This is a genomic window from Streptomyces sp. S.PB5, assembly GCF_030403745.1.
GTDB lineage: Bacteria > Actinomycetota > Actinomycetes > Streptomycetales > Streptomycetaceae > Streptomyces.
Genome location: NZ_JAQMWP010000040.1, coordinates 1 through 20,353, shown reverse-complemented (window position 1 = coordinate 20,353; position 20,353 = coordinate 1). Strand labels below are relative to the sequence as shown.

At 70.2% G+C, this 20,353-nt stretch carries 19 protein-coding genes; 13 read left to right on the top strand and 6 right to left on the bottom strand.

Going from position 1 to position 20,353, the window contains the following annotated elements:
* Positions 1–143: 143 nt before the first annotated feature.
* The 4 genes from PH203_RS48345 (at position 144) to PH203_RS48330 (ending at position 6,823) form a co-directional block, all read left to right on the top strand.
* Positions 144–1,613 carry an ABC transporter permease gene (locus PH203_RS48345; protein WP_289929223.1) on the top strand — a complete coding sequence of 490 codons (1,470 nt, stop codon included), beginning with the start codon at positions 144–146 and terminating at the stop codon, positions 1,611–1,613.
* Positions 1,614–1,787: 174 nt separating this feature from the next.
* The gene (locus PH203_RS48340; RefSeq protein ID WP_289929219.1) at positions 1,788–2,471 is read left to right on the top strand and encodes an ABC transporter ATP-binding protein; all 684 of its coding nucleotides are present in this window, start codon (positions 1,788–1,790) and stop codon (positions 2,469–2,471) included.
* 238 nt (positions 2,472–2,709) lie between these two features.
* On the top strand, positions 2,710–5,955 hold the full coding sequence (locus PH203_RS48335; RefSeq protein ID WP_289929256.1) for a S8 family serine peptidase: 3,246 nt from the start codon (positions 2,710–2,712) through the stop codon (positions 5,953–5,955).
* 97 nt (positions 5,956–6,052) lie between these two features.
* A complete protein-coding gene (locus PH203_RS48330) occupies positions 6,053–6,823 on the top strand; it encodes an antibiotic biosynthesis monooxygenase (protein WP_289929218.1) in 771 nt (256 codons plus the stop codon).
* Between the two features lie 3 nt (positions 6,824–6,826).
* Here PH203_RS48330 and PH203_RS48325 read toward each other — a convergent pair whose 3' ends face one another.
* Complete coding sequence (locus PH203_RS48325) at positions 6,827–7,762, bottom strand: helix-turn-helix transcriptional regulator (RefSeq protein WP_289929217.1); 936 nt, start codon at positions 7,760–7,762, stop codon at positions 6,827–6,829.
* Between the two features lie 170 nt (positions 7,763–7,932).
* On the opposite strand from PH203_RS48325, the gene PH203_RS48320 reads away from it, so the two are divergent.
* Positions 7,933–8,976: an NAD(P)-dependent alcohol dehydrogenase gene (locus tag PH203_RS48320; RefSeq protein ID WP_289929216.1), complete on the top strand. Its 1,044-nt coding sequence runs from the start codon at positions 7,933–7,935 to the stop codon at positions 8,974–8,976.
* Between the two features lie 65 nt (positions 8,977–9,041).
* Here PH203_RS48320 and PH203_RS48315 read toward each other — a convergent pair whose 3' ends face one another.
* The 3 genes from PH203_RS48315 to PH203_RS48305 are packed head-to-tail and all read right to left on the bottom strand — an operon-like array spanning position 9,042 to position 12,132.
* A complete protein-coding gene (locus PH203_RS48315) occupies positions 9,042–10,082 on the bottom strand; it encodes an iron ABC transporter permease (RefSeq protein WP_289929215.1) in 1,041 nt (346 codons plus the stop codon).
* Positions 10,079–11,074 carry an iron ABC transporter permease gene (locus PH203_RS48310; RefSeq protein WP_289929212.1) on the bottom strand — a complete coding sequence of 332 codons (996 nt, stop codon included), beginning with the start codon at positions 11,072–11,074 and terminating at the stop codon, positions 10,079–10,081. Before PH203_RS48310 ends, PH203_RS48315 begins: the two co-directional genes overlap by 4 nt.
* Positions 11,071–12,132, bottom strand: coding sequence for an iron-siderophore ABC transporter substrate-binding protein (locus tag PH203_RS48305; protein ID WP_289929210.1), 1,062 nt, complete (start codon positions 12,130–12,132; stop codon positions 11,071–11,073). The genes PH203_RS48310 and PH203_RS48305 overlap by 4 nt, the downstream gene beginning before the upstream one ends.
* A gap of 109 nt (positions 12,133–12,241) precedes the next feature.
* On the opposite strand from PH203_RS48305, the gene PH203_RS48300 reads away from it, so the two are divergent.
* The gene (locus tag PH203_RS48300) at positions 12,242–12,625 is read left to right on the top strand and encodes a VOC family protein (RefSeq protein ID WP_289929208.1); all 384 of its coding nucleotides are present in this window, start codon (positions 12,242–12,244) and stop codon (positions 12,623–12,625) included.
* Positions 12,626–12,647: 22 nt separating this feature from the next.
* Here the strand turns inward: PH203_RS48300 and PH203_RS48295 are convergent, their stop codons facing one another.
* Positions 12,648–12,779 carry a hypothetical protein gene (locus PH203_RS48295; protein ID WP_289929207.1) on the bottom strand — a complete coding sequence of 44 codons (132 nt, stop codon included), beginning with the start codon at positions 12,777–12,779 and terminating at the stop codon, positions 12,648–12,650.
* A gap of 224 nt (positions 12,780–13,003) precedes the next feature.
* On the opposite strand from PH203_RS48295, the gene PH203_RS48290 reads away from it, so the two are divergent.
* The gene (locus PH203_RS48290) at positions 13,004–13,699 is read left to right on the top strand and encodes a hypothetical protein (protein ID WP_289929206.1); all 696 of its coding nucleotides are present in this window, start codon (positions 13,004–13,006) and stop codon (positions 13,697–13,699) included.
* A 4-nt stretch (positions 13,700–13,703) separates the two neighbouring features.
* On the opposite strand, the gene PH203_RS48285 is transcribed toward PH203_RS48290, so the two are convergent.
* Positions 13,704–14,459, bottom strand: a complete 756-nt coding sequence (locus PH203_RS48285) for a DUF3152 domain-containing protein (protein ID WP_289929255.1) — start codon at positions 14,457–14,459, stop codon at positions 13,704–13,706.
* Positions 14,460–14,735: 276 nt separating this feature from the next.
* Between PH203_RS48285 and PH203_RS48280 the strand changes: the two genes are divergently transcribed.
* From PH203_RS48280 to PH203_RS48255, 6 genes are all read left to right on the top strand, one after another.
* Positions 14,736–15,455, top strand: a complete 720-nt coding sequence (locus PH203_RS48280) for a response regulator transcription factor (protein ID WP_289929205.1) — start codon at positions 14,736–14,738, stop codon at positions 15,453–15,455.
* Positions 15,456–15,603: 148 nt separating this feature from the next.
* Positions 15,604–17,172 (top strand): HAMP domain-containing sensor histidine kinase, encoded by a 1,569-nt coding sequence (locus tag PH203_RS48275; RefSeq protein ID WP_289929253.1) that lies wholly within the window; start codon positions 15,604–15,606, stop codon positions 17,170–17,172.
* A complete protein-coding gene (locus PH203_RS48270; protein WP_289929203.1) occupies positions 17,169–17,792 on the top strand; it encodes a hypothetical protein in 624 nt (207 codons plus the stop codon). Before PH203_RS48275 ends, PH203_RS48270 begins: the two co-directional genes overlap by 4 nt.
* 259 nt (positions 17,793–18,051) lie before the next feature.
* A complete protein-coding gene (locus PH203_RS48265; RefSeq protein WP_289929202.1) occupies positions 18,052–18,573 on the top strand; it encodes a toxin-antitoxin system HicB family antitoxin in 522 nt (173 codons plus the stop codon).
* 116 nt (positions 18,574–18,689) lie between these two features.
* Entirely contained in the window at positions 18,690–19,538 is an 849-nt protein-coding gene (locus PH203_RS48260; RefSeq protein WP_289929201.1) for a DUF4097 family beta strand repeat-containing protein, read from the top strand.
* A 410-nt stretch (positions 19,539–19,948) separates the two neighbouring features.
* The coding region (locus PH203_RS48255) for an ATP-binding cassette domain-containing protein (protein WP_289929200.1) at positions 19,949–20,353 on the top strand (405 nt) is incomplete at its 3' end.

Here is a 20,353-nt window from a genome sequence, read left to right as displayed (position 1 = left end):
CCTGTAGGCAGCGGTAGTCGCAGGGCCCGCCGGAAGCACACCGCTTCCGGCGGGCCTGTCTCGTCCCAGGCCCGCGGAGGCTTCTCATGCAGCTCTTATAGGGGGCTTATGGAGTCATCACCCGGCCTGCCTAGCTTGCCGCCATGTTCTTCACCTACCTGAGGCGCGAACTGCGCCGCCGCAGAAAGGCGGCCCTCGTCGTCGCCTCCGGGCTCGCGCTCGGTATCGCGCTGGTCATCGTGGTCAGTTCCGTGTCGTCCGGTATGGGCAAGGCCCAGGACAAGGTTCTGGAGTCCCTCTACGGTCTCGGCACGGACATGACGGTCACCAAGGCCGCCCCCGCACAGTCGGGCGACAACGCGCAGCAGCGCCCGCGCTTCAACTTCGACGCGCAGGACAGCGACTCCGACGCGGAACAGAGCAGCGACATCGTGATGCCGCAGGGCTTCCAGACGCTGGCCGCCTCCACCGTCACCGAGGTCGGCGAGCAGAACGGGGTCTCGGACGCCGTCGGAGGTCTGAGCCTCCAGGTCATCAAGGTCAACGGCCAGTTCACCCGCGGCCAGTTCCAGCAGAACGGCGACGGGGGCGGCGGGCAGGGCGGTCCCGGCGGGGGCGGTACCGGCCAGCCGCAGGGTGAAGTACAAGGTGGTGGCGCGAACTTCGACGTCAACAACTACTCCGTCTACGGCACCGATGTCACCCGGTTGACCGCCGGTCCGCTGACCTCCTCCAAGATCACCAGCGGCCGTACGTTCAAGTCGACGGAGACCGACGCCAAGGTCGTCGTCGTCGACTCGGCGTATGCCAAGGAGAAGGAGCTCAAGGTCGGCTCCACGGTCACCGTCAAGAAGGTCAAGTTCAAGGTGATCGGCATCGCGACCGCGGACAGCGGTGACGCGGCCGCCAACCTGTACATCCCGCTCAAGCAGGCGCAGACGATCAGCGACCAGAAGAACAAGGTCACCACGATCTACGTCCAGGCGACCGACTCCCAGAAGATCGACTCCGTCAAGTCGGCCATCCAGAAGAACATCTCCGGTACGACGGTGACGACCTCCGCCGATCTCGCGGACACGGTCTCCGGTTCCCTCTCCACCGCCTCCTCCCTCGCCGCCAATGTCGGCAAGTGGCTGTCGATCGCGGTGCTCGTCGCCGCGTTCCTCGTCGCCGGTCTGCTGACCTCCTCGGCGGTGTCGCGCCGGGTACGGGAGTTCGGCACGCTGAAGGCGCTCGGCTGGCGGTCGGGCCGGGTGACCCGGCAGGTCGTCGGCGAGGCGATGGTCAACGGGCTGCTCGGGGGTGCGCTGGGGATCGCGCTGGGTCTGGCGGGCGCGTATGTCGTGACGGCCATCAGCCCCACGCTGGAAGCCCAGTTGGGCGGCGGTACGGGTGGGGGCGCCGGTGGTACGGGCGGTGGCGGCGCCTTCGGCGGTTCCGGCCGGCAGACGGCGGCCAGGACGCTGGACGTCGCCCTGACGGCCCCGGTGAGCGTGACGACGGTGGCGATCGCGGTGGCGCTGGCGGTGGCCGGCGGTCTGATCGCGGGGGCGTTCGGAGGCTGGCGGGCGTCGCGGCTGCGTCCGGCGGATGCGCTGAGGCGCGTCGAGTAGCTGACGTCGGCCGGGGCCGGGCGGGGGTGGGTCTCGCTCGCCGCGCTAGCGGGGTGCCTCCCCCAGAGGGGGACCCCCAGCGCCCACCCGTGCCGCCCCAGCGGCACGACTGCCCGCAGGCTGTGCCGATCGGTTCCGCCAACCCCCTTACCTCTCCCAGGAGTTGTCACCCTCATGTACGAACTCAAAAGCGTCACCAAGCGCTACACCCGAGGCAAGGAAGCCGTGGACGCCCTCGCCGGTGTCGACCTCACCATCGCCGACGGGGACCGTCTGGTCATCCAGGGCCCCACCGGCGGCGGCAAGTCGACCCTCCTTCAGATGCTCGGCGGTCTGGACCGGCCCACGGCGGGCGAAGTCGTCCTGGACGGGACCGACTTGGCGAAGCTGTCCGAGGCCAAGCTCACCAAGGTCCGCAGCGAGAACATCGGCTTCGTCTTCCAGTCCTTCAACCTCATCCCGACGCTCACCGCACAGGAGAACGTCGAGACCGCCCTCGTCCCCCTCGGCGTCAAGGTGAAGGAGCGCCGCGAACGGGCGGCCGAGGCACTGAGGTCCGTCGGTCTCGGCGAGCGCCTCGGGCACCTGCCCTCCGAGATGTCCGGAGGACAGCAGCAGCGCGTCGCGATCGCCCGTGCCCTCGTCAAGAACCCCAAGGTGCTGCTCGCCGACGAACCCACCGGCAACCTCGACGAGTCGATGCGCGACGAGATCATGGACGTACTCGAACGCATGTGGAAGGAGCTCGGGCTCACCTTCATCATGGTCACGCACGACTCGGCGATCGCGAAGAAGGCCCCACGGCTCGCGACCATCCGCAAGGGGAAGATCACGGTCAAGGAGAATGCGGCCTCCTAGATATGACCAGCTCGTAACAGTCCCTTCCTGTGCGCCACCTGTCTATTGAGGTGCCTGATCACCCCCCGGCATACTGCGTATTCCGGGGGGTGAACGCGTAGGCGTCAGGACCGCCCCCGGCCGGGTGAACGGGGAAATTCACCCGGATCTTCAGCAAGGGGGAAACTTGCGCAGACAAGTGAAAAGAGTTTGTGCTGCCACCGTGGCCACGGGAGCAGCAGTCGCCCTCGCGGCGGGCATGACCAGCCCGGCGGCGGCGAAGCCGGAGCAGCAGGCGGCCAAGTCTTCGGCCTCCTCGCTCAAGGCACATCACCGCATCACCCTGATCACGGGTGACCGGGTCGCCGTCGACAGCAAGGGCAACGTCGTCGGTATCGAGCGGGCGGAGGGGCGCGAGCGCATACCCTTCCAGGTCCGCAAGGTCGACGGGCACACGCTCGTCATACCCGGTGACGCGGCCCGGCTGATCGCCTCCGGCAAGGTGGACCAGCGGCTCTTCGACGTCACCGAGCTCAACAAGTCGGAGACCCGCAGGTCGCAGGCCAAGGGCCTGAAGGTGATCGTCGGTTACAGGGGCGCGGCGAGCGCGGCGAAGGACGACGTCCGGGACGCGGGCACCCTGCGGCAGAGCCTGAAGACGCTGAACGCGGACGCGGTGCAGACGCCGACGGCGGAGGCTCCCGAGTTGTGGGACGCGGTGACCAACGGTGACAAGACGGCCGCCGGCATCGCGCATGTCTGGCTCGACGGTGTCCGCAAGGCCAGCCTCGACAAGTCCGTGCCGCAGATCGGTGCTCCGAAGGCGTGGGCCGCGGGTTACGACGGCAAGGGTGTCAAGATCGCCGTCCTGGACACCGGTGTCGACGCCACTCACCCGGACCTCAAGGACCAGGTGATCGACGCCAAGAACTTCACCCCGGCCGCCGACGCCACCGACCACTTCGGCCACGGCACGCACGTCGCGTCCATCGCGGCGGGCACCGGCGCCAAGGCGGGCGGCAAGTACAAGGGTGTGGCGCCCGGCGCCAAGATCCTCAACGGCAAGGTCCTCGACGACAACGGCTCCGGTGACGACTCCGGCATCCTCGCCGGCATGGAGTGGGCGGTCGCGCAGGGCGCCGACGTCGTCAACCTCAGCCTCGGCGGCATGGACACCCCGGAGGTCGACCCGCTGGAAGCGGCGGTCAACAAGCTCTCCGCCGAGAAGGGCACGCTCTTCGCGATCGCGGCGGGCAACTCCGGTCCGGAGTCGGTCGGTTCGCCGGGCAGCGCGGACGCCGCGCTCACCGTCGGCGCCGTCGACGACAAGGACGAGCTGGCCTTCTTCTCATCCACCGGTCCGCGCACCGGTGACGGTGCCATCAAGCCGGACGTGACCGCGCCGGGCGTGGACATCACGGCCGCCTCGGCCAAGGGCAGCATCATCGAGCAGGAGGTCGGTGAGAAGCCGGCCGGCTATCTGACGATCTCCGGTACGTCGATGGCGACCCCGCATGTCGCGGGCGCCGCGGCGATCCTGAAGCAGCAGCACCCGGAGTGGACGTACACCGAGCTCAAGGGTGCCCTGACCGGTTCCACCAAGGGCGGCAAGTACACGCCGTTCCAGCAGGGTTCGGGCCGGATCCAGGTCGACAAGGCCATCAAGCAGACCGTGATCGCCGACCCGGTGTCGGTGAGCTTCGGCACGCAGCAGTGGCCGCACACCGACGACAAGCCGGTCACCAAGAAGCTGACGTACCGCAACCTCGGTACGGCGGACGTCACGCTGAAGCTGTCCTCGACGGCCACCAACCCCAAGGGCGCGGCGGCTCCGGCGGGCTTCTTCAAGCTCGGCGCCGGCTCCGTGAAGGTCCCGGCGGGCGGCACGGCCTCCGTGGACTTCACCGTCAACACCAAGCTGGGCGGCACGGTCGACGGCGCGTACTCCGCGTACGTGACGGCGACGGGCGGCGGCCAGACGGTGCGTACGGCCGCGGCGGTGCAGCGTGAGGTCGAGTCGTACGACCTCACCGTCAAGCACATCGACAAGGACGGCAAGCCGACCGCCGACTACAACACCGTGGCGTTCGGTTACACGGGCCTGGCCAAGGACCGCGGCTACCAGGTGACGATCGACGAGTCCGGCACCACCAAGATGCGGCTGCCCAAGGGCACCTACGTCCTGGACGCCTGGATCGCCAAGGACTGGGTCACCTTCGAGGGTGGCCTCGACTGGGTGATGCAGCCGAAGCTGAGCATGACCAAGAACCGCTCGGTGACGATCGACGCCCGCAAGACCAAGGCGGCCGACATCACGGTGCCGGACGCTTCGGCCAAGCCGCTGTCCGCGATGATCAGCTACTTCTATGAGCCCGCGCTGCTGCCCATCGCGGTCGGCCTGGACTCCTTCGAGAACATCCGCATCGCGGCGCTCGGTTCCGATGTCTCCAGCGGCCTGACCCAGACCTGGTACGGGCAGTGGGCCAAGGGCGCGAACGCCGAGTACGACGTGGCGACCCAGGCCAAGGTCAAGCACCTGGTGGGTGACAAGGTCCGGCACTACAAGGCGAGCGAGTTCGCCACGGTCAAGGCCAACATGGGGGCCCCGGCGAGCGACAAGACCGGTGCGATCAGCCCGTGGGGCGAGCTGCCCGAGGACGGTGTCTTCGGTATGCCCGTCGAGCAGAAGCTGCCCGGTACCCGCACCATGCATCTGTCGACGGGCGACCAGGTCAAGTGGGGCGTGGACTTCCTGCAGTACGGGGGAGCCAAGGACGAGCAGGGCAACTCGATCCCGGAGGCCGGCTACACGCTGGGTAACCCGCAGGCCTTCAAGGCGGGCACCACGTACAAGAAGACCTTCAACACCGCGGTCTTCGGCCCGCACATCAACAAGAACTACGGCCTCTTCCGCGAGGGCAACTACCTCTACGGGGCGCTGCCGCTGTTCGCCGACGGGGCGCAGCACTCGGGCTCGTCGGACTTCAGCTCGGTGAAGACCGAGCTGTACCGCAACGGCACGAAGATCGGCTCCAACCAGGACCCGCTCTTCGGCGAGGCGTTCACGGTTCCGGCCGGTGACGCCCAGTACAAGCTGACGTCCTCCGTGAAGCGGAGCGTCAAGCTGGCGGCGGCCTCGACGCGGATCGATGTGAGCTTCACGTTCCGCTCGAAGAAGGGCTCCACCGAGGACGCGGTCACGCTGCCGGCCTCCACGGTCCGCTTCAACGCCAAGACGGGCCTCGACAGCCGCGTCAAGGCGGGCGAGACGGTGAAGATCCCGGTCACCGTCGAGGGTGCGGCCAAGGGCTCCAACCTGAAGTCGCTGTCGGTGTACGTGTCCTACGACTACGGCAAGACCTGGAAGAAGGTCACGGTCTCCGGCGGCAAGATCACGGTCAAGAACCCGGAGAAGGGGAAGGCCATCTCCTTCCACGCGAAGATCACCGACAAGAAGGGCAACAAGTCGACGGTCTCGATCTACAACGCGTACTACGGCAAGTGACCTGCTGCAAGTGAGCTTGCTGCTCGCCGAGTCCCGTTGAACGGGGGCCCGCCGGAAGAACTACTTCCGGCGGGCCTTTCGTGTTTGGGTGGGGCGCATGACGGCTCACACGGTGGAATACGTCCGGTACCACATTCCTGCAGACCGTTCGGCGGAGTTCCTGGCCGCCTACACCCGGGCCGCGGTCCAACTGGCGGCGGCGCCGCAGTGCGTGGAGTACGAACTGGCGCGCTGCGAGGAGGACTTCGAGCACTTCGTGCTCCGCATCATCTGGACCTCGACGGAGGATCACGTCGAGGGCTTCCGGAAGTCGGAGCTGTTTCCCGACTTCCTCGCCGAGATCCGGCCGTACATCGCCGACATCCAGGAGATGCGGCACTACAAGCCGACGACGGTACGGGGGGAGGGCGCGGCCGTGCCCACCCTGTACGCGTGGGCGGGCGGGGCAGAGGCCTTCGCACGGCTGACGGCCGTCTTCTACGAGAAGGTGCTCGGGGACGAGCTGCTGGCCCCGGTGTTCGAGGGGCTGGCGCCGGAGCATGCCACGCATGTCGCCCTCTGGCTCGCCGAGGTCTTCGGAGGGCCGGCGGCGTACTCCGAGACCCAGGGCGGCCACGGTCACATGGTCGCCAAGCACATGGGACGGGGGATCACCGAGCCGCAGCGCCGCCGGTGGGTGAATCTGATCCAGGACGCCGCCGACGAGGCGGGCCTGCCGACCGACGCCGAGTTCCGCTCGGCGTTCCTGGCGTACGTGGAGTGGGGTACGCGGCTCGCCGTGTACTTCTCCGGCCCGGACGCCAAGCCGCCCGCGGAACAGCCGGTGCCCAGGTGGGGGTGGGGGGCGGCGCCGCCGTACCAGGGGTGACGGTCAGGTCCGCGGGGTCGTCGGCGCCTTGCCCGCCTTCGTCGCGTCCGTGCCCCAGCTCGCCAGGAGGCGCAGGGCCTCGGCCGACGCGGAGCCCGGTTCGGCGTGGTAGGCGATCAGCATCTGCTCGCCGTCGTCGGGGAGGTGGAAGGACTCGAAGCTCAGGGTGAGGTCGCCCACCAGGGGGTGGTGGAGACGCTTGACGCCGTACCCCTTCTCCTTGACGTCATGGGTGGCCCACAGGCGCCTGAACTCCTCGCTCTTGACCGAGAGTTCACCCACGAGCGCCGACAGCTTCGGGTCGTCGGGGTGGCAGCCGGCGTCCATGCGGAGGAAGCTCACCATGTCCGTCGCCTTCTGGTCCCAGTCCACGAACAGCTCCCGGGACTCGGGGCGCAGGAACACCATGCGGGCCCAGTTGCGCTCCTGCGGCGGCAGTTCGGCCCAGTCGCCGAAGACCGCAGAGGCCATCCGGTTCCAGGCGAGGATGTCCGAGCGGCGTCCCGTGATGTACGCCGGGCAGGAGTCCATCGTGTCGAGCAGCTGAAGCAGCGAGCCGCGGACCTGCTGGGTGCGTCCCGTCTGCTTCTTCTTGTGCTGCTTCGGCTTCGCGAGGTGGGTGAGATGGGCGTGCTCGGCGTCCGAGAGGCGCAGCGCGCGGGCGATCGCGTCCAGGACCTCCGCCGAGACGTTGCGGCCGTTGCCCTGCTCCAGACGCGTGTAGTACGCCACCGAGACGCCCGCCAGCTGCGCCAGCTCCTCGCGCCGCAGCCCCGGCACCCGGCGGTGCCGCCCGAAGTCCGGCAGGCCGACGTCCTCCGGCTTCAGCCGGGCCCGCCGGGTGCGCAGGAACTCGCTCAGCTCGGCCCGGCGGTCCAGCGGGCCGCCGGGCGCGGATCCCTGTGCGGCGTCCGGGGAGGGTTCGGGGCGTTCGTCCATGCCTCAAGTATTCACGGTCGTACGACCAACATCCTGACCCCGCCAGTGGTAGGAACACCGGACGTACGCAAAAGCGTGACCTGGGTGAACACCTCGCGCTCCAGCAAGCTGAACGTCGTACCCGGTCAGAAGGCGTCCGGGTGCGACACCACTGCTAGGAGAACACCGGAATGACCACCGTTGCTGCGTACGCCGCCCCCGCCGCCAAGGCCCCGCTGGAGCGCACCACCATCGAGCGTCGCCCGGTCGGCGAGTTCGACGTCCTGATCGACATCAAGTTCGCCGGCATCTGCCACTCCGACATCCACCAGGCCAACGAGGGCTGGGGCACCGCCATCTTCCCGATGGTCCCCGGCCATGAGATCGCCGGAGTGGTCTCCGAGGTCGGCCCCGGCGTCACCAAGTACGCCGTCGGCGACCGCGTGGGCGTCGGCTGCATGGTCGACTCCTGCCGCGAGTGCGACAACTGCAAGGCCGGCCTGGAGCAGTACTGCACCGGCGGCGGCATGATCGGCACGTACAACGCCGTCGGCAAGGACGGCGAGCCGACCTACGGCGGCTACTCCGAGAAGATCGTCGTGGACGAGAAGTACGTCCTCCGCATCCCCGACGGCCTCCCGCTCGACGAGGCCGCGCCGCTGCTCTGCGCGGGCATCACCACGTACTCCCCGCTCAAGCACTGGAACGCCGGTCCCGGCAAGAAGGTCGCCATCCTCGGCATGGGCGGCCTCGGCCACATGGGCGTCAAGATCGCACACGCGCTGGGCGCCGAGGTCACGGTCCTTTCCCAGTCGCTGCGCAAGAGGGACGACGGCCTGAAACTGGGCGCCGACCACTACTACGCCACCAGCGACGAGGTCACCTTCAAGGAGCTCGCGGGCACCTTCGACCTGATCCTCTCGACGGTCTCCGCCCCGCTGAACCTCGACGCCTACCTGTCCCTGCTCAAGACGGACGGCGCCTTCGTCAACGTCGGCGCCCCCGAGGAGCCGGTCGCCCTGAGCCTCTTCTCCGTCATGGGCGGCCGCAAGACCCTCGCGGGCTCCGGCATCGGCGGCATACGGGAGACCCAGGAGATGCTGGACTTCTGCGCCGAGCACGGCTTCGGCGCCGAGATCGAGCTCATCCGCGCCGACGAGATCAACGACGCCTACGAGCGGGTCCTGGCGAGCGACGTCCGCTACCGCTTCGTGATCGACACGGCGACGATCTGACGCCATCGTCCCCGTGGGACAGGCCATGAGACCGAGGGCCCCGGAGCCGCACTGCTCCGGGGCCCTCAGCGTGCCGCCCCGGTACGCCGGCCCAGCAGCCACAGCAGATACGGCCCACCGACCAGCGCGGTGAGCGCGCCGACGGGGATCTCCAGCGGGGGGACGAGGGTGCGGGCCGCGAGATCGGCGGTGACGAGGACGACCGCTCCCGTCAACGCGGCGTTGAGCAGCGGTAGTTGGGGCGTACGGGTGAGACGGCGGGCCAGCTGGGGCGCGGTGAGCGCGACGAAGCCGATGGGGCCCGCGGCGCCGGTCGCCGTGGCGGCGAGCACGACGCCGAGCACGGTGAGCCCGAGCCGGACACGGTCGACGCGGACGCCGAGTGCGGCGGCGGTGTCCGGGTCCAGCCCGAGCGGCCGCATCGCACGGCTCGCCCACCCGAGGGCGGGCAGGGTGAGGAGCAGTACGACGGCCAGGGGGCCTGCCTGCTCATAGCCGCGCCCGTTCAGGCTCCCGGTCAGCCACAGCTTGATCTGCTCGGCCGCCTCCAGCTCGCTGTCCGTCAGATACAGCTGTACGACGGCGGACAGGGCCACCCCGACGCCCACACCGGTGAGGACGAAACGGCTGGGCTGCATGCCGTGCCGCCACGCGAGTGCGTAGACGAGAGCGGCGGCCGCGAGTCCCCCGGCGACGGAGACGAGAGGCAGCGAACCGGGGGAGGTGATCACCCCGGTGGCCAGCGCGAGCACGGTGGCCGCCGCGGCCCCGTGGCCCACGCCGATGACATCCGGGCTGGCGAGCGGATTCCGGGTGACGGTCTGCACGAGGGCGCCGGACAGTCCCAGCGCGGCACCGACCAGCGCGCCGAGGACGATCCGGGGGACGCGCAGCTCCCCCACGACCAGCTCGTGAGGGCCGGTCCCGGTGCGCAGGGTGTGCCAGACCTCGGCGGGGGAGACGTACGTCTGGCCGAGGCAGGCGGAGACGAGCATGACCGTGAGGAGGAGGGCGAGCAGGACGAACCCCACGGTGAGCGAACGGCGGTGCAGGACGACGGAGGTGGCGGGGGTGGGGCGTACGACGATCCGCGCGGTGCCTGTCATGAGACCGCGCCCCTCCGCCGTACGAGGACGACCAGCACCGGCACGCCGACCAGCGCCGTCATCACGCCCGCCGGTACCTCCGCGGGTGCGCGCACCACACGGCCCGCCACGTCCGCGGCCACCAGCAGCGCCGCTCCGAGGAGTGCCGAGAGCGGCAGTACCGCCCGGTGTCCGCCGCGGACCAGGCGCCGGGCCAGATGGGGGACCGCGAGTCCGACGAAGGCGATGGGCCCGGCGGCGGCCACCGCGGCGGCGGTCAGCAGGGTGGCGCCGAGTGCCGCGGAACCTCGTACGAGATGCACCCGATGTCCCAGGGCGCGGGCCGTCTCGTCGCCCAGGGCCAGGGCGTCCAGGCCGCGGGCGCAGACCAGGACCAGCACCGCGCCCGCGCACAGGAAGGGCAGCATGCGGACGACCGTGTCGGCGTCGCGGCCGCTGAGGGCGCCCACCTGCCAGAAGCGGAACTGGTCGAGGGTGGCCGAGCTGGAGGTGAGGACGACGGTCGTGCCGCCCGCCGTCATCGCCGAGAACGCCGTGCCCGCGAGGGCGAGCTTCACCGGGGATGCGCCGCCTCGGCCGCGGGCGGCGATGGCGTACACCAGGCACGCGGCCGCGACGGCGCCGGCGAAGGCGTACGGGACGTAGCCGGTGAAGCCGTTCGCGAGGCCGAGGGTGATGGCCAGGACCACGCCGGCCGCCGCGCCCTGGCTGAGCCCGAGGATGCCGGGGTCGGCGAGGGGGTTGCGGGTGACGCCCTGGAGGGTGGCGCCCGCGAGGCCCAGCGCCGCGCCCGCCGTGAGACCGATCTCGGTGCGGGGGAGGCGCAGGGAGCGTACGACCAGGGCGTCCGGGGAGCCGCCGCCGTGGAGGAGGGCGTCGAGGACGGTGGAGGGCGGTATCGCGCGGGTGCCCACGGCGAGGCTGAGGAGCGCCGCGGCGGCCACCGCGAGGACGGCCGCCGGCCAGGCGAGTCGGGCGGTTCGGGTGGTCACTTGCCGATGTGCTCGGCGAGTTGTCGTACGACCAGACGCGCGGCCGTGGGACCGGCGTTGAGGTACCAGGGGTCGTCGTCGACCTTCACCGTGTGACCGGCCTTCACGGCCTTCATGGACTTCCACAGGGGGCCGGCGAGGACGCTCGCCGCGTCCGTCTTCGACGCGTCGCCCTGGACGGAGTAGAAGATCCAGTCGCCGTCGGCGGTGTCGACGCTCTCCGGGCCGATGTCCTCCGAAATGGCGTTGAACCGCTGGGACTCCGGGCGGGACAGGCCCATGTCCACGGCTATGGAGCCGGTGAAGGAGGAGACGCCGAACATGCGGGTGCGGTCGGGGGTGAAGCGGACCATGGAGACGGTGGGGTCCGCGTCGAGGGCGGCGCCCTTCGTGCGGGCGTCGGCAACGATGTCATCCAGCAGAGACCGGGCCGCCTGGCCCTTGCCGACCGCGTCGCCGACGAGAAGGAGGTCGCGCTTCCAGTTGATGCCGTTGCCCGCGGTGATCACGGTGGGGGCGATCTTCGAGAGCTTGGGGTAGAGGTCGCCGAGGGAGTCGTTGGCGAGGATCAGGTCCGGTTCGGCGGCGGCGAGCGACTCGAGGTTGGGAGCCTGACGGGTGCCCGCGTCGGTCATCTCGGCGAGCTTCGCCTTGTCCTCGGGGAAGGCGTCGGCGAGGTAGTCGGGGACGAGGCCGGCGTTGTCCGCGCGGGTGGTCGCGGTGGGGACGACGCCGAGGGTGAGGAGGTCGTCGAGCTGGCCGGTGCTGAGTACGGCGATCTTCTTCGGCTCGGTCGTCAGGGTGGTCTCGCCCTCGAAGTGGGTGACCGTGCGGGGGAAGGCGCCGTCGGTGTCCTGGTCGGAACCCATGCCGTCGGCGAGGGCACTGGGGGCGGCGGAGGGGCCCTCGGAGGCACCGCCGAGGACGTTGCTGCGCTGCTTCTCGGCGCCGGTGGTTCCGCCGCTCCCGCCGTTCCCGGAATCCGTGGAGGAGCAGCCGACCAGCAGCCCTCCGACCAGGACGGTGGCCAAGGCGGCCTTCATTCTCAGTGCGCGCATGACTGCTCCGGTGGGGGTGTTCAGTGGGGGTACTCAGGGGAGGCCTTTGCTAAGGCAAGCCTTACCTTAACCCGGTGTCAGAGTAGCTTGGATCGTGAGGAGGCCCACGATGACCGTCGAGCTGAACCACACGATCGTCTCCGCACACGACAAACAGGCGTCGGCGCAGTTCCTCGCCGACATCCTGGGGCTGGAGGTGAGCCCCCCGTACGGCCCGTTCATCCCGGTGGAGATTCCCAACGGCGTGACCCTGGACTTCATGGACACCGCCGGGGCCATCACGCCGCAGCACTACGCGTTTCTGGTGTCGGAGGCCGACTTCGACACGATCTTCGCCCGGGTTCAGGAGCGGGGGCTGACGTACTGGGCGGACCCCTGGCACCGCCAGGAGGGCGAGATCAACCACAACGACGGAGGCCGGGGAGCGTACTTCGACGACCCGGACGGCCACAACCTGGAGATCCTGACCAGGCCGTACGGCAGCGGGAGTTGAGGGGGCCGGCCGACCGCGTGTGTCAGAACCCGCCGGGGTGCTCGGAGAGCCAGTCGGCGTGCCGGGCGCGCAGGCGGTCGCGTTCCGCGGGGGTGTGGAGTCCGGGGTCCAGGTCGTCCTGCGTCGACTCGGCCCACCAGTCCGAGGTCACCACGAACACGTCCTCGCCCGCGAACAGTTCGTCCAGGGCCGTGTTGTACCGGTGCAGTGCGGTCTCGTACTCGTCCTCGAACTGCCGCTGTCGGTGGTCATGGCGGGAGCCTCCGCAGTGCCGGCGCCTTTGTCAAAGGCCCGGTAATCCGGCGACAGCGGTTCCGTAGCGGGGTCGGCGATCTACGCTGCTACCCGGTACAGGGGCTGGAACAGGTGGGGGCGACGATGGTTCGGCAGTCTCGGGTGGGCGTAACTCTTGCGGTGGCGACGGTGTTCGTGGCGCTCGCCGGGTGCGAGTCCGGTGCGGAGGAATCCTCGGCGGACGTGGCCGTCGTACAGGCGAAACCCTTGAGTGCGACGGAACTTGAGCAGTCGGTGGTCACCACGGCGGACCTCGGCGGCTATGAGATCAACAAAGTGGTGACCGCCACGGAGGCGTCGCGGCGGACGGCCGATCCCGCCGAATGCGACCCCGTCGCCCGGGCGTTGGGGGGAAGCAGTGGCTTCGAAGCCGTCGCGCGGGTCGGGCGGATGGTGGTGTCGAAGGAGGACAGCGCGTCCGGGGCGACCGTCATCCTGTCCTCGCACCGCGGTCAGGACGCCGCGAAGGTGATCGCGGAGCTTCGCGGCGCCGTCGAGGAGTGCGAGTCCTTCGACGACGTCATGGCCGGATTCCCCTACGAGGACGTCGAGTTGCGGGACGACCCCGGATACGGCGACGAGTCCGTGTCCCTGCGGCTCACTCAGGTCGTGGCTGATGCCGGGGACGAGATCCGGGTGCCCTTCGCGGTGGTGGCCGTCCGGCAGGGGGCGACCGTCGCCACGTTCTATGAGTTCAACAGGCCTGGCCCGGACGGGGATTCGACCCCCGCCGTCGTACCGGAGGAGATCGTCGAGGCACAGCTGGAGAAGCTTGGCTGACGGTTCACGGCACGGCCGGGCCGGTGATCAGGCGGCCCTGGGCGTCGTAGGGCCAGACGTTGGGGGCGCAGCCCTTCAGGCCCTTGATCTGCTGCATCATCGCCGGCGCGGGCTTGCCGGGGCCCGGGCAGGTGACATGGCCGTGGTGGAGGAAGTGCCCCACCTCGTGGTTGACGATCAGGGCGCGGTAGCCGCGGACGTCGTCGGCGTAGTACTGGGTGGCCAGCTCCCAGCGCTTGAGGTTGACCATGACGTTCCGGCCCACACTGCAGTTGTACTCGCCGCCGGTGTCCAGGCCTTGTGTCGCGCAGATCTTGTCGACGGTGCCGGGAGTGGCGACCTTGACGACGAAGTCGGCGGTGCCGGAGGAGACCCGCTGGAAGGCGGATGTCCCGTCCGCCGTCCAGCCCCGGGGGTCGGCCAGGACCGCGTCCACCTGTGCGGCCACGTCCGCGGTGGACAGGTCGAGGCCCGTCTCGACCTCGACGCGGTAGCGGAGCGTGTTTCCCTTGCCCACCTTGCCGGTTCCGCCGGATGCGGTGGTGAAGGTGCCCGGGCCGGTCGCGGGGATGGTCGGGGTGGAGGTGGTCCGGGTCGGGCCGGGGGACGTGCTCGTGCTGGGTTCGGGGCGCTGCGTGGTCCTGGAAGGCGCCGGGGCGGGCTTGGCCCGCTGGGTCGAACTCGCCTCGGGCGGTGACGTCTTCCCGCCCTGCTGCGACCAGCCGACGGCCGCGAACCCGGCGGCACCGAGGACGGTCAGCGCCGCCAGACCGGCCCACAGGCGTCCTGTCCCACGCCGCCGCCGAGGGGTGTGCGCGAGCTTGAGCCGGCGCCGGCCTCGACGGCGGTGGCTGGTGCGGGAAGGTGTCGTCTGTTGCACGGTCATGGTGGGCCAGGTTGTGACCGCAATGTGATCGAATCTGGCCCGGAAGGTAACGAAAAGATAACGGTCCGCAGGGCGCAAGTCTGTCAGATGATGTGTGATCATCCCGTAACAGACCCCTGGGGTGGGGTGAGGGATCCGGATACTGACCCCATGCCACGAGTTCTGCTGATCGAAGACGACCGCGCCGTCCGGGAGGGCGTCGCCCTCGCGCTGCGCCGTCAGGGGCATGATGTCGCCGCCGCCCCGACCGGCGAGGACGGCATGACGCATCTGACGTCCTTCCGCCCCGATGTCGTCGTCCTCGATCTGATGCTGCCCGGCATGACAGGCCTCGACGTGTGCCGTGGCATCCGGTCCGTCGACCAGACCCTGCCGATCATCATGGCGACCGCGCGGGGAGATGACGTGGACATCGTTGTCGGCCTGGAGGCGGGCGCCGACGACTACGTCGTCAAGCCGGTGCAGGCGAGCGTGCTCAACGCCCGGATCCGCGCGGTGCTGCGCCGGGCGGGCGGGGCGGCGGCGTCCGGCGGCACGGGCGGGGCCGCGGGCGACGCCGGGCTGCCGAGGATCGACACCTACGGCGATCTGACCATCGACCGCGCCGGACTGACCGTCACCGTCGCGGGCAGCCCGGTCGGCCTCGCCCCCTCCGAACTGCGCCTCCTGCTCACGCTCTCCGCCTCGCCCGGGCAGGTGTTCAGTCGGCAGCAACTCCTCGAGGCGGTCTGGGAGCACAGCTATCACGGCGACGCCCGTCTGGTGGACGCCTGTGTGAAGCGCCTGCGGGCGAAGATGGGCGAGCCGCCTCGGGAACCTCGCTATATCCAGACGGTCCGTGGCTTCGGGTATCGGTTCTCGGCGCGGTGAGAAGGCGTAGGGGGAGTCGCTCGGAGAGCCGTACGGAGGGTCGTACGGAGAGCCGTTCGGGAAGTCGTACGGGGAGCGACCGGGGAGTTCTGCGAGGGTGGGGGCGCTGGTGAGGTTTCCGGTGCGGATACCGCTGCGCGGGCTGCGGATGCGGCTCGTCGTGGCCTTCGGGCTGGTCGCCGTCCTGGCCACCACGACGACCGGCGCGCTGACCTTCCGGGAGGCCCGCAACGGTGTGCTCAAGCAGAGCCAGGACACCGTGATCGCCCAACTGCGCGCCCAGGTCAGCCGGTTGGCGCCCACGCTGGCCTATCCCCCGAGCCGGCCCGCGCTGCGGCAGTTCGCGGTGGACGTGGCACGGGCCGACGCCGCCGGGTCCTGGCGGGTCATGGTCACGTACGACGGGCTCGACGGGGCCTCGATCCCGGGGCAGACGTCACTCCCGGGCGACTCCTTCGGCGAGTTGACGCCCGCCGTGCGCGAGGCCGTCGCCTCCAGCAGGGCCACCGTGTTCCAGCGGGTGCGCAGTGAGGGACGTACCTCGCTGGTCGTCGGTATGTCGGTCGTCTTCGCCGGTTCCGCCGGACGGGCCGAGGTGCTGACCGGGGTCCGGGTCTTCCTCACCGTGCCCCAGACCGGGGAGCAGGCGGCGGTCGACGCGCTGGTCACCGCCGTCGAGCGGGCGACCGTACCGGCGCTCGGTGTCGCCGTGCTGCTCGCGCTGCTCGCCGCGCGCGGAGTGCTGCGGCCGGTCCGTGCGCTCCGTCGCGCCACCCGCAGCATCGCCGAGGGACGCCTCGACACCCGGCTCGATGTCAACGGCTCCGACGAACTCGCCGATCTGTCCCACACGTTCAACGAGACCGCCGCGGCCCTGGAGCACTCCGTCGCCGAACTGCGCGTCATGGAGGCCCGGGCCCGGCGCTTCGTGGCGGACGTGTCCCATGAACTGCGCACCCCGCTCGCCGCGATGTCGGCGGTCACCGACGTCCTCGACGAAGAGGCCGCCAGCCTCGACCCGGACACGGCCACGGCGGTACGGCTGATCAGCGAGGAGACCGTGAAACTGGCCCGTCTCGTCGAGGACTTGATGGAGATCTCCCGCTTCGACGCGGGCGCGGCGGAACTGCACCTGGATGAGATCGACCTCGCCGAGTCGATCCGGCGCACGCTCGCCTCGCGGGGGTGGACGGAGGAGGTCGAGGCGGTGCTGCCGGGGGTGGACGAGCTGCGGGGGCGGGTGGATCCGCGGCGGCTGGATGTGGTGGTGGCGAATCTGGTGGGCAACGCGCTGCGGCACGGGGGGCGGCCGGTGCGGGTGACGTTGTCCGGGGGGCTGGGTGGTTCTGTGAGTTCTGTGGGTTCTGTGGGTTCTGGAAGCGCTGGGGGCTCTGCGGGCTCGGAGGGCTCTGGGGGCTCGGCGGGGTCGGTCGGCTCGGTGGTCATCGAGGTGGCGGACAGTGGGCCCGGTATCGCGGAGGACGTCCTGCCGTACGTCTTCGAGCGCTTCTACAAGTCCGACAGTGCGCGGACCCGGACCGAGGGGAGTGGGCTGGGTCTGGCGATCACCGAGGAGAACGTACGGGTGCACGGCGGTACGGTCCGTGCGGCGAACCGTCCTGAGGGGGGTGCCGTCTTCACCGTGGAACTTCCGTTGCGGCGGGGTGAGTCGGGGGCGGAGACGAAGGACGGTTCTGTGTCGGGGGTGGCGTCATGAGGTCTGTACGGTTCATGCGGTCCGTACGGTTCGCGAGGGCCGTGCGTCGTGCCGTGCCGCTGACCGGCGTGGCGGTGCTCGCGCTCACCTCCTGCGACATTCCGGCGACCGGTGTGGTGGAGGCGGGCGCGCCCGCGAGCGGTGTCCCCGCGACCGTCGCGGTCTATCTGGTCAAGGACGGTGCCCTGGTCGCGTCGGCCCGCAGGGTCTCCGTGGCCGGTGATGTGGCGACGGCCGTCGAGGCGCTGCTCCAGGGGCCGACCGCGCAGGAGCGGGCCAAGGGGTTCAGTACGCGGCTGGCCGACCTGCCGCGGCAGGCGGTTCGGCCGACCCCCGTGCCCACTGCGACCTCGTCCGACACGCTGCTGGAGGCCACTCCGGAGGCCATACCGGAGGACTCGACGGAGACTGTGCGGGTGACGACGCAGCAGGACGCGGTGCATCTTGAACTGCCCTTCTACGCGGCCGACTTGACGCCCATTGCCGAGAGCCAGCTGATCTGCACCGCTGCCCGGGCGTACCTGTTCACCCGCCCCGACCTCGACTCGGCGGCGGTGACCGTGTCGGCGGCCGGGGGGCGGCCGGTGGCGGGGACCGATGAAGGGTGTCCGGGGCTGTGAGGGGGCGTGGCGACGCCTGGTGGTAGCTGGTGGCGCCGGATGGTGTCGCGTGGCGCACTGTGGCGCCATGTGGCGCCATGTGGTGCCAGTGGGTGCCAGGGGGTGGCTCCGGGGGGGTGGGTGAAGTCCCGTGGCGCCATGATGTGCCAGGTCTTCCTCGCCGTATATTTGCAGCTCAAGGCCACTTTGGCTTCTGTCGCTCGTCGGTAGGTGTCATTCGGGCTTGCGTATGGCGCCATAGTGGTGCCATCATGACGTCATGGACCTCACCCCGTATGTCGACACCCTCCGCCGCGAACTCGCGGTGGCTGCCGAAGCCGGTGGCGACGAAGCCCGCGAGCTGGCCGAGCGGCTGACCGCTCCTCTGGAGTCGGCGACCCGGCTGGCCATGCTCAACGTGCTCTCCGCCGCGATGGACGAGATCACCCGTGAACTCGCCCCCGGCTCGGTCGATGTGCGGCTGCGCGGGCTCGACCCCGACTTCGTGGTGACGCTGCCGCCCAGTTACAGCGACGCTCCCGTGGAGCCGGACGCGCCCGTCGAGCCGTTCCGGACGCCGGCGGCCCCGGTCGACGGCGACGAGGGGGGCACCGCGCGGGTCAATCTGCGACTGCCGGCCCATCTCAAGGCCCGTGCCGAGGAGGCCGCGAGCCGTGAGGGGCTGTCGGTCAACGCGTGGCTGACGCGTGCCGTGTCGGCGGCGGTCGACGGCGGTACGCGGCCGCAGCCGACGGAGAGGTCCCGCGCCGTCGGACAGAGCTTCACGGGCTGGGTGCGCTAGCAGCGCCTCCGCCCGTACCGCACAAGGAATCAAGCACAGCGCCGGAATCAGCACCAGCATCCACACCACGTCCCACCAGCGGGGACGCCCCAATGACTCAAGAGGACGGGACAGCCATGCCTTCTTTCGACACTCCCGAAGCGATCTCCGTGACCGCGCATGTGGACGCCGGTTCCCTCCAGTTCACCGCGGGGGACCGTGCCGACACGGTCGTCGAGGTGCGGCCCCGCGATCCGAAGAAGGACCTGGACGTGCGGGCGGCGGAGCAGACCGAGGTCGGGTACGCCGGTGGTGTGCTGAACGTCAGGACGCCCAAGCCGAATCTGTTCGGTCTCGGCCGGACCGGCGTCGTCGATGTGACGGTCGAACTGCCCACGGGCTCGCGCATCGACGCGACCGGTGCCTGGACCCAGGTGCTCGGCGAGGGCCGGCTCGGCGAGGTGCGGGTGAAGACCTCGTCCGGTGACGTCCGCTTCGACACGACCGGGCCGCTGCGGCTGACCGCGTCGCACGGCACGATCACGGTGGACCGGGTCGAGGGCAACGCCGAGATCACCACCAGCTCCGGCAGCCTGCGTGTCGGTGTCATCGACGGCACCGGCGTCCTGAAGAACTCCCACGGCTCCACCACCGTCGACGCCGCGACCGGCGAGCTGCGGGTGAACGGCGCCAACGGTGACATCGAGATCCGCCGCGCCGGCGACTCGGTCACCGCCACCACCGCGAACGGTGCCCTCCGGGTGGGCGAAGTGGCCCGCGGCACCGCCCAGTTGGAGACCAGCTACGGAGCGATCGAGATCGGCGTCCGCGAGGGCACGGCCGCGTGGCTCGACGTCAACTCGGGGTCGGGGCAGGTACGCAACACGCTGACCGTGTCGGACACTCCGGGGGAGACGGACGGGACCGTCAAGATCCTCGCCCGTACGCGGTACGGGAACATCGACATTCGGCGGGCCAAGGCCTGAGGTTGCTTTGGGGGAGCCGGGAGCCGGGAGCCGGGAGCCGCGAGCAGGTAGCGGGGAGCAGGCAGCGGGGAGCCGCGAGCAGGTAGCGGGGAGCAGGCAGCGGGGAGCCGCGAGCAGGTAGCGGGGAGCAGGCAGCGGTGAGTCGGCGGGCAGAGCGGGGGCGTCAGGGGCTGGCGGTCGGCCGGGCAAGGGCCGGACTGGCACTTCCCTGGCCACCGACCGCGCGCCAAGCCTGATCGGCGTCCCCGTCTCGCCAGGCTCCGCCTCCCCCATCTCGCCCGGTCTCGCCCCCTCGGCCTGCAACACCCGCCCTCAGCCTCAATCCCCTCCTCCCCGCCCCCCCCGTACGCGCGCACGCAGCCTCACCCCCACTCCAGCCCTATACAGGAGGACTCATGCCTTCATCTGTCATGCCCACATCCAACCGGCGGGACGGCCGGCCGTCCCCGGCCGCCGTATCCGCCCTCGGCCTGCACAAGTCGTACGGCGACAAGACCGTCCTCGACGGCATCGATCTGCACATCCCGGCCGGTTCGGTCTTCGCCCTGCTCGGTCCGAACGGTGCGGGCAAGACCACCACCGTCCAGATCCTCTCCACCCTCATCTCGGCCGACGGCGGCCAGGCCCAGGTCGCGGGCCATGACATCGCCGCGGCGCCGGACGGGGTGCGGGCGGCGATCGGGGTCACCGGCCAGTTCTCCGCGGTCGACGGTCTGATCACCGGCGAGGAGAACATGCTCCTGATGGCCGACCTGCACCACCTGCCCAAGCACGAGGGGCGCCGGGTGGCAACGGAACTCCTGGAGCGCTTCGGC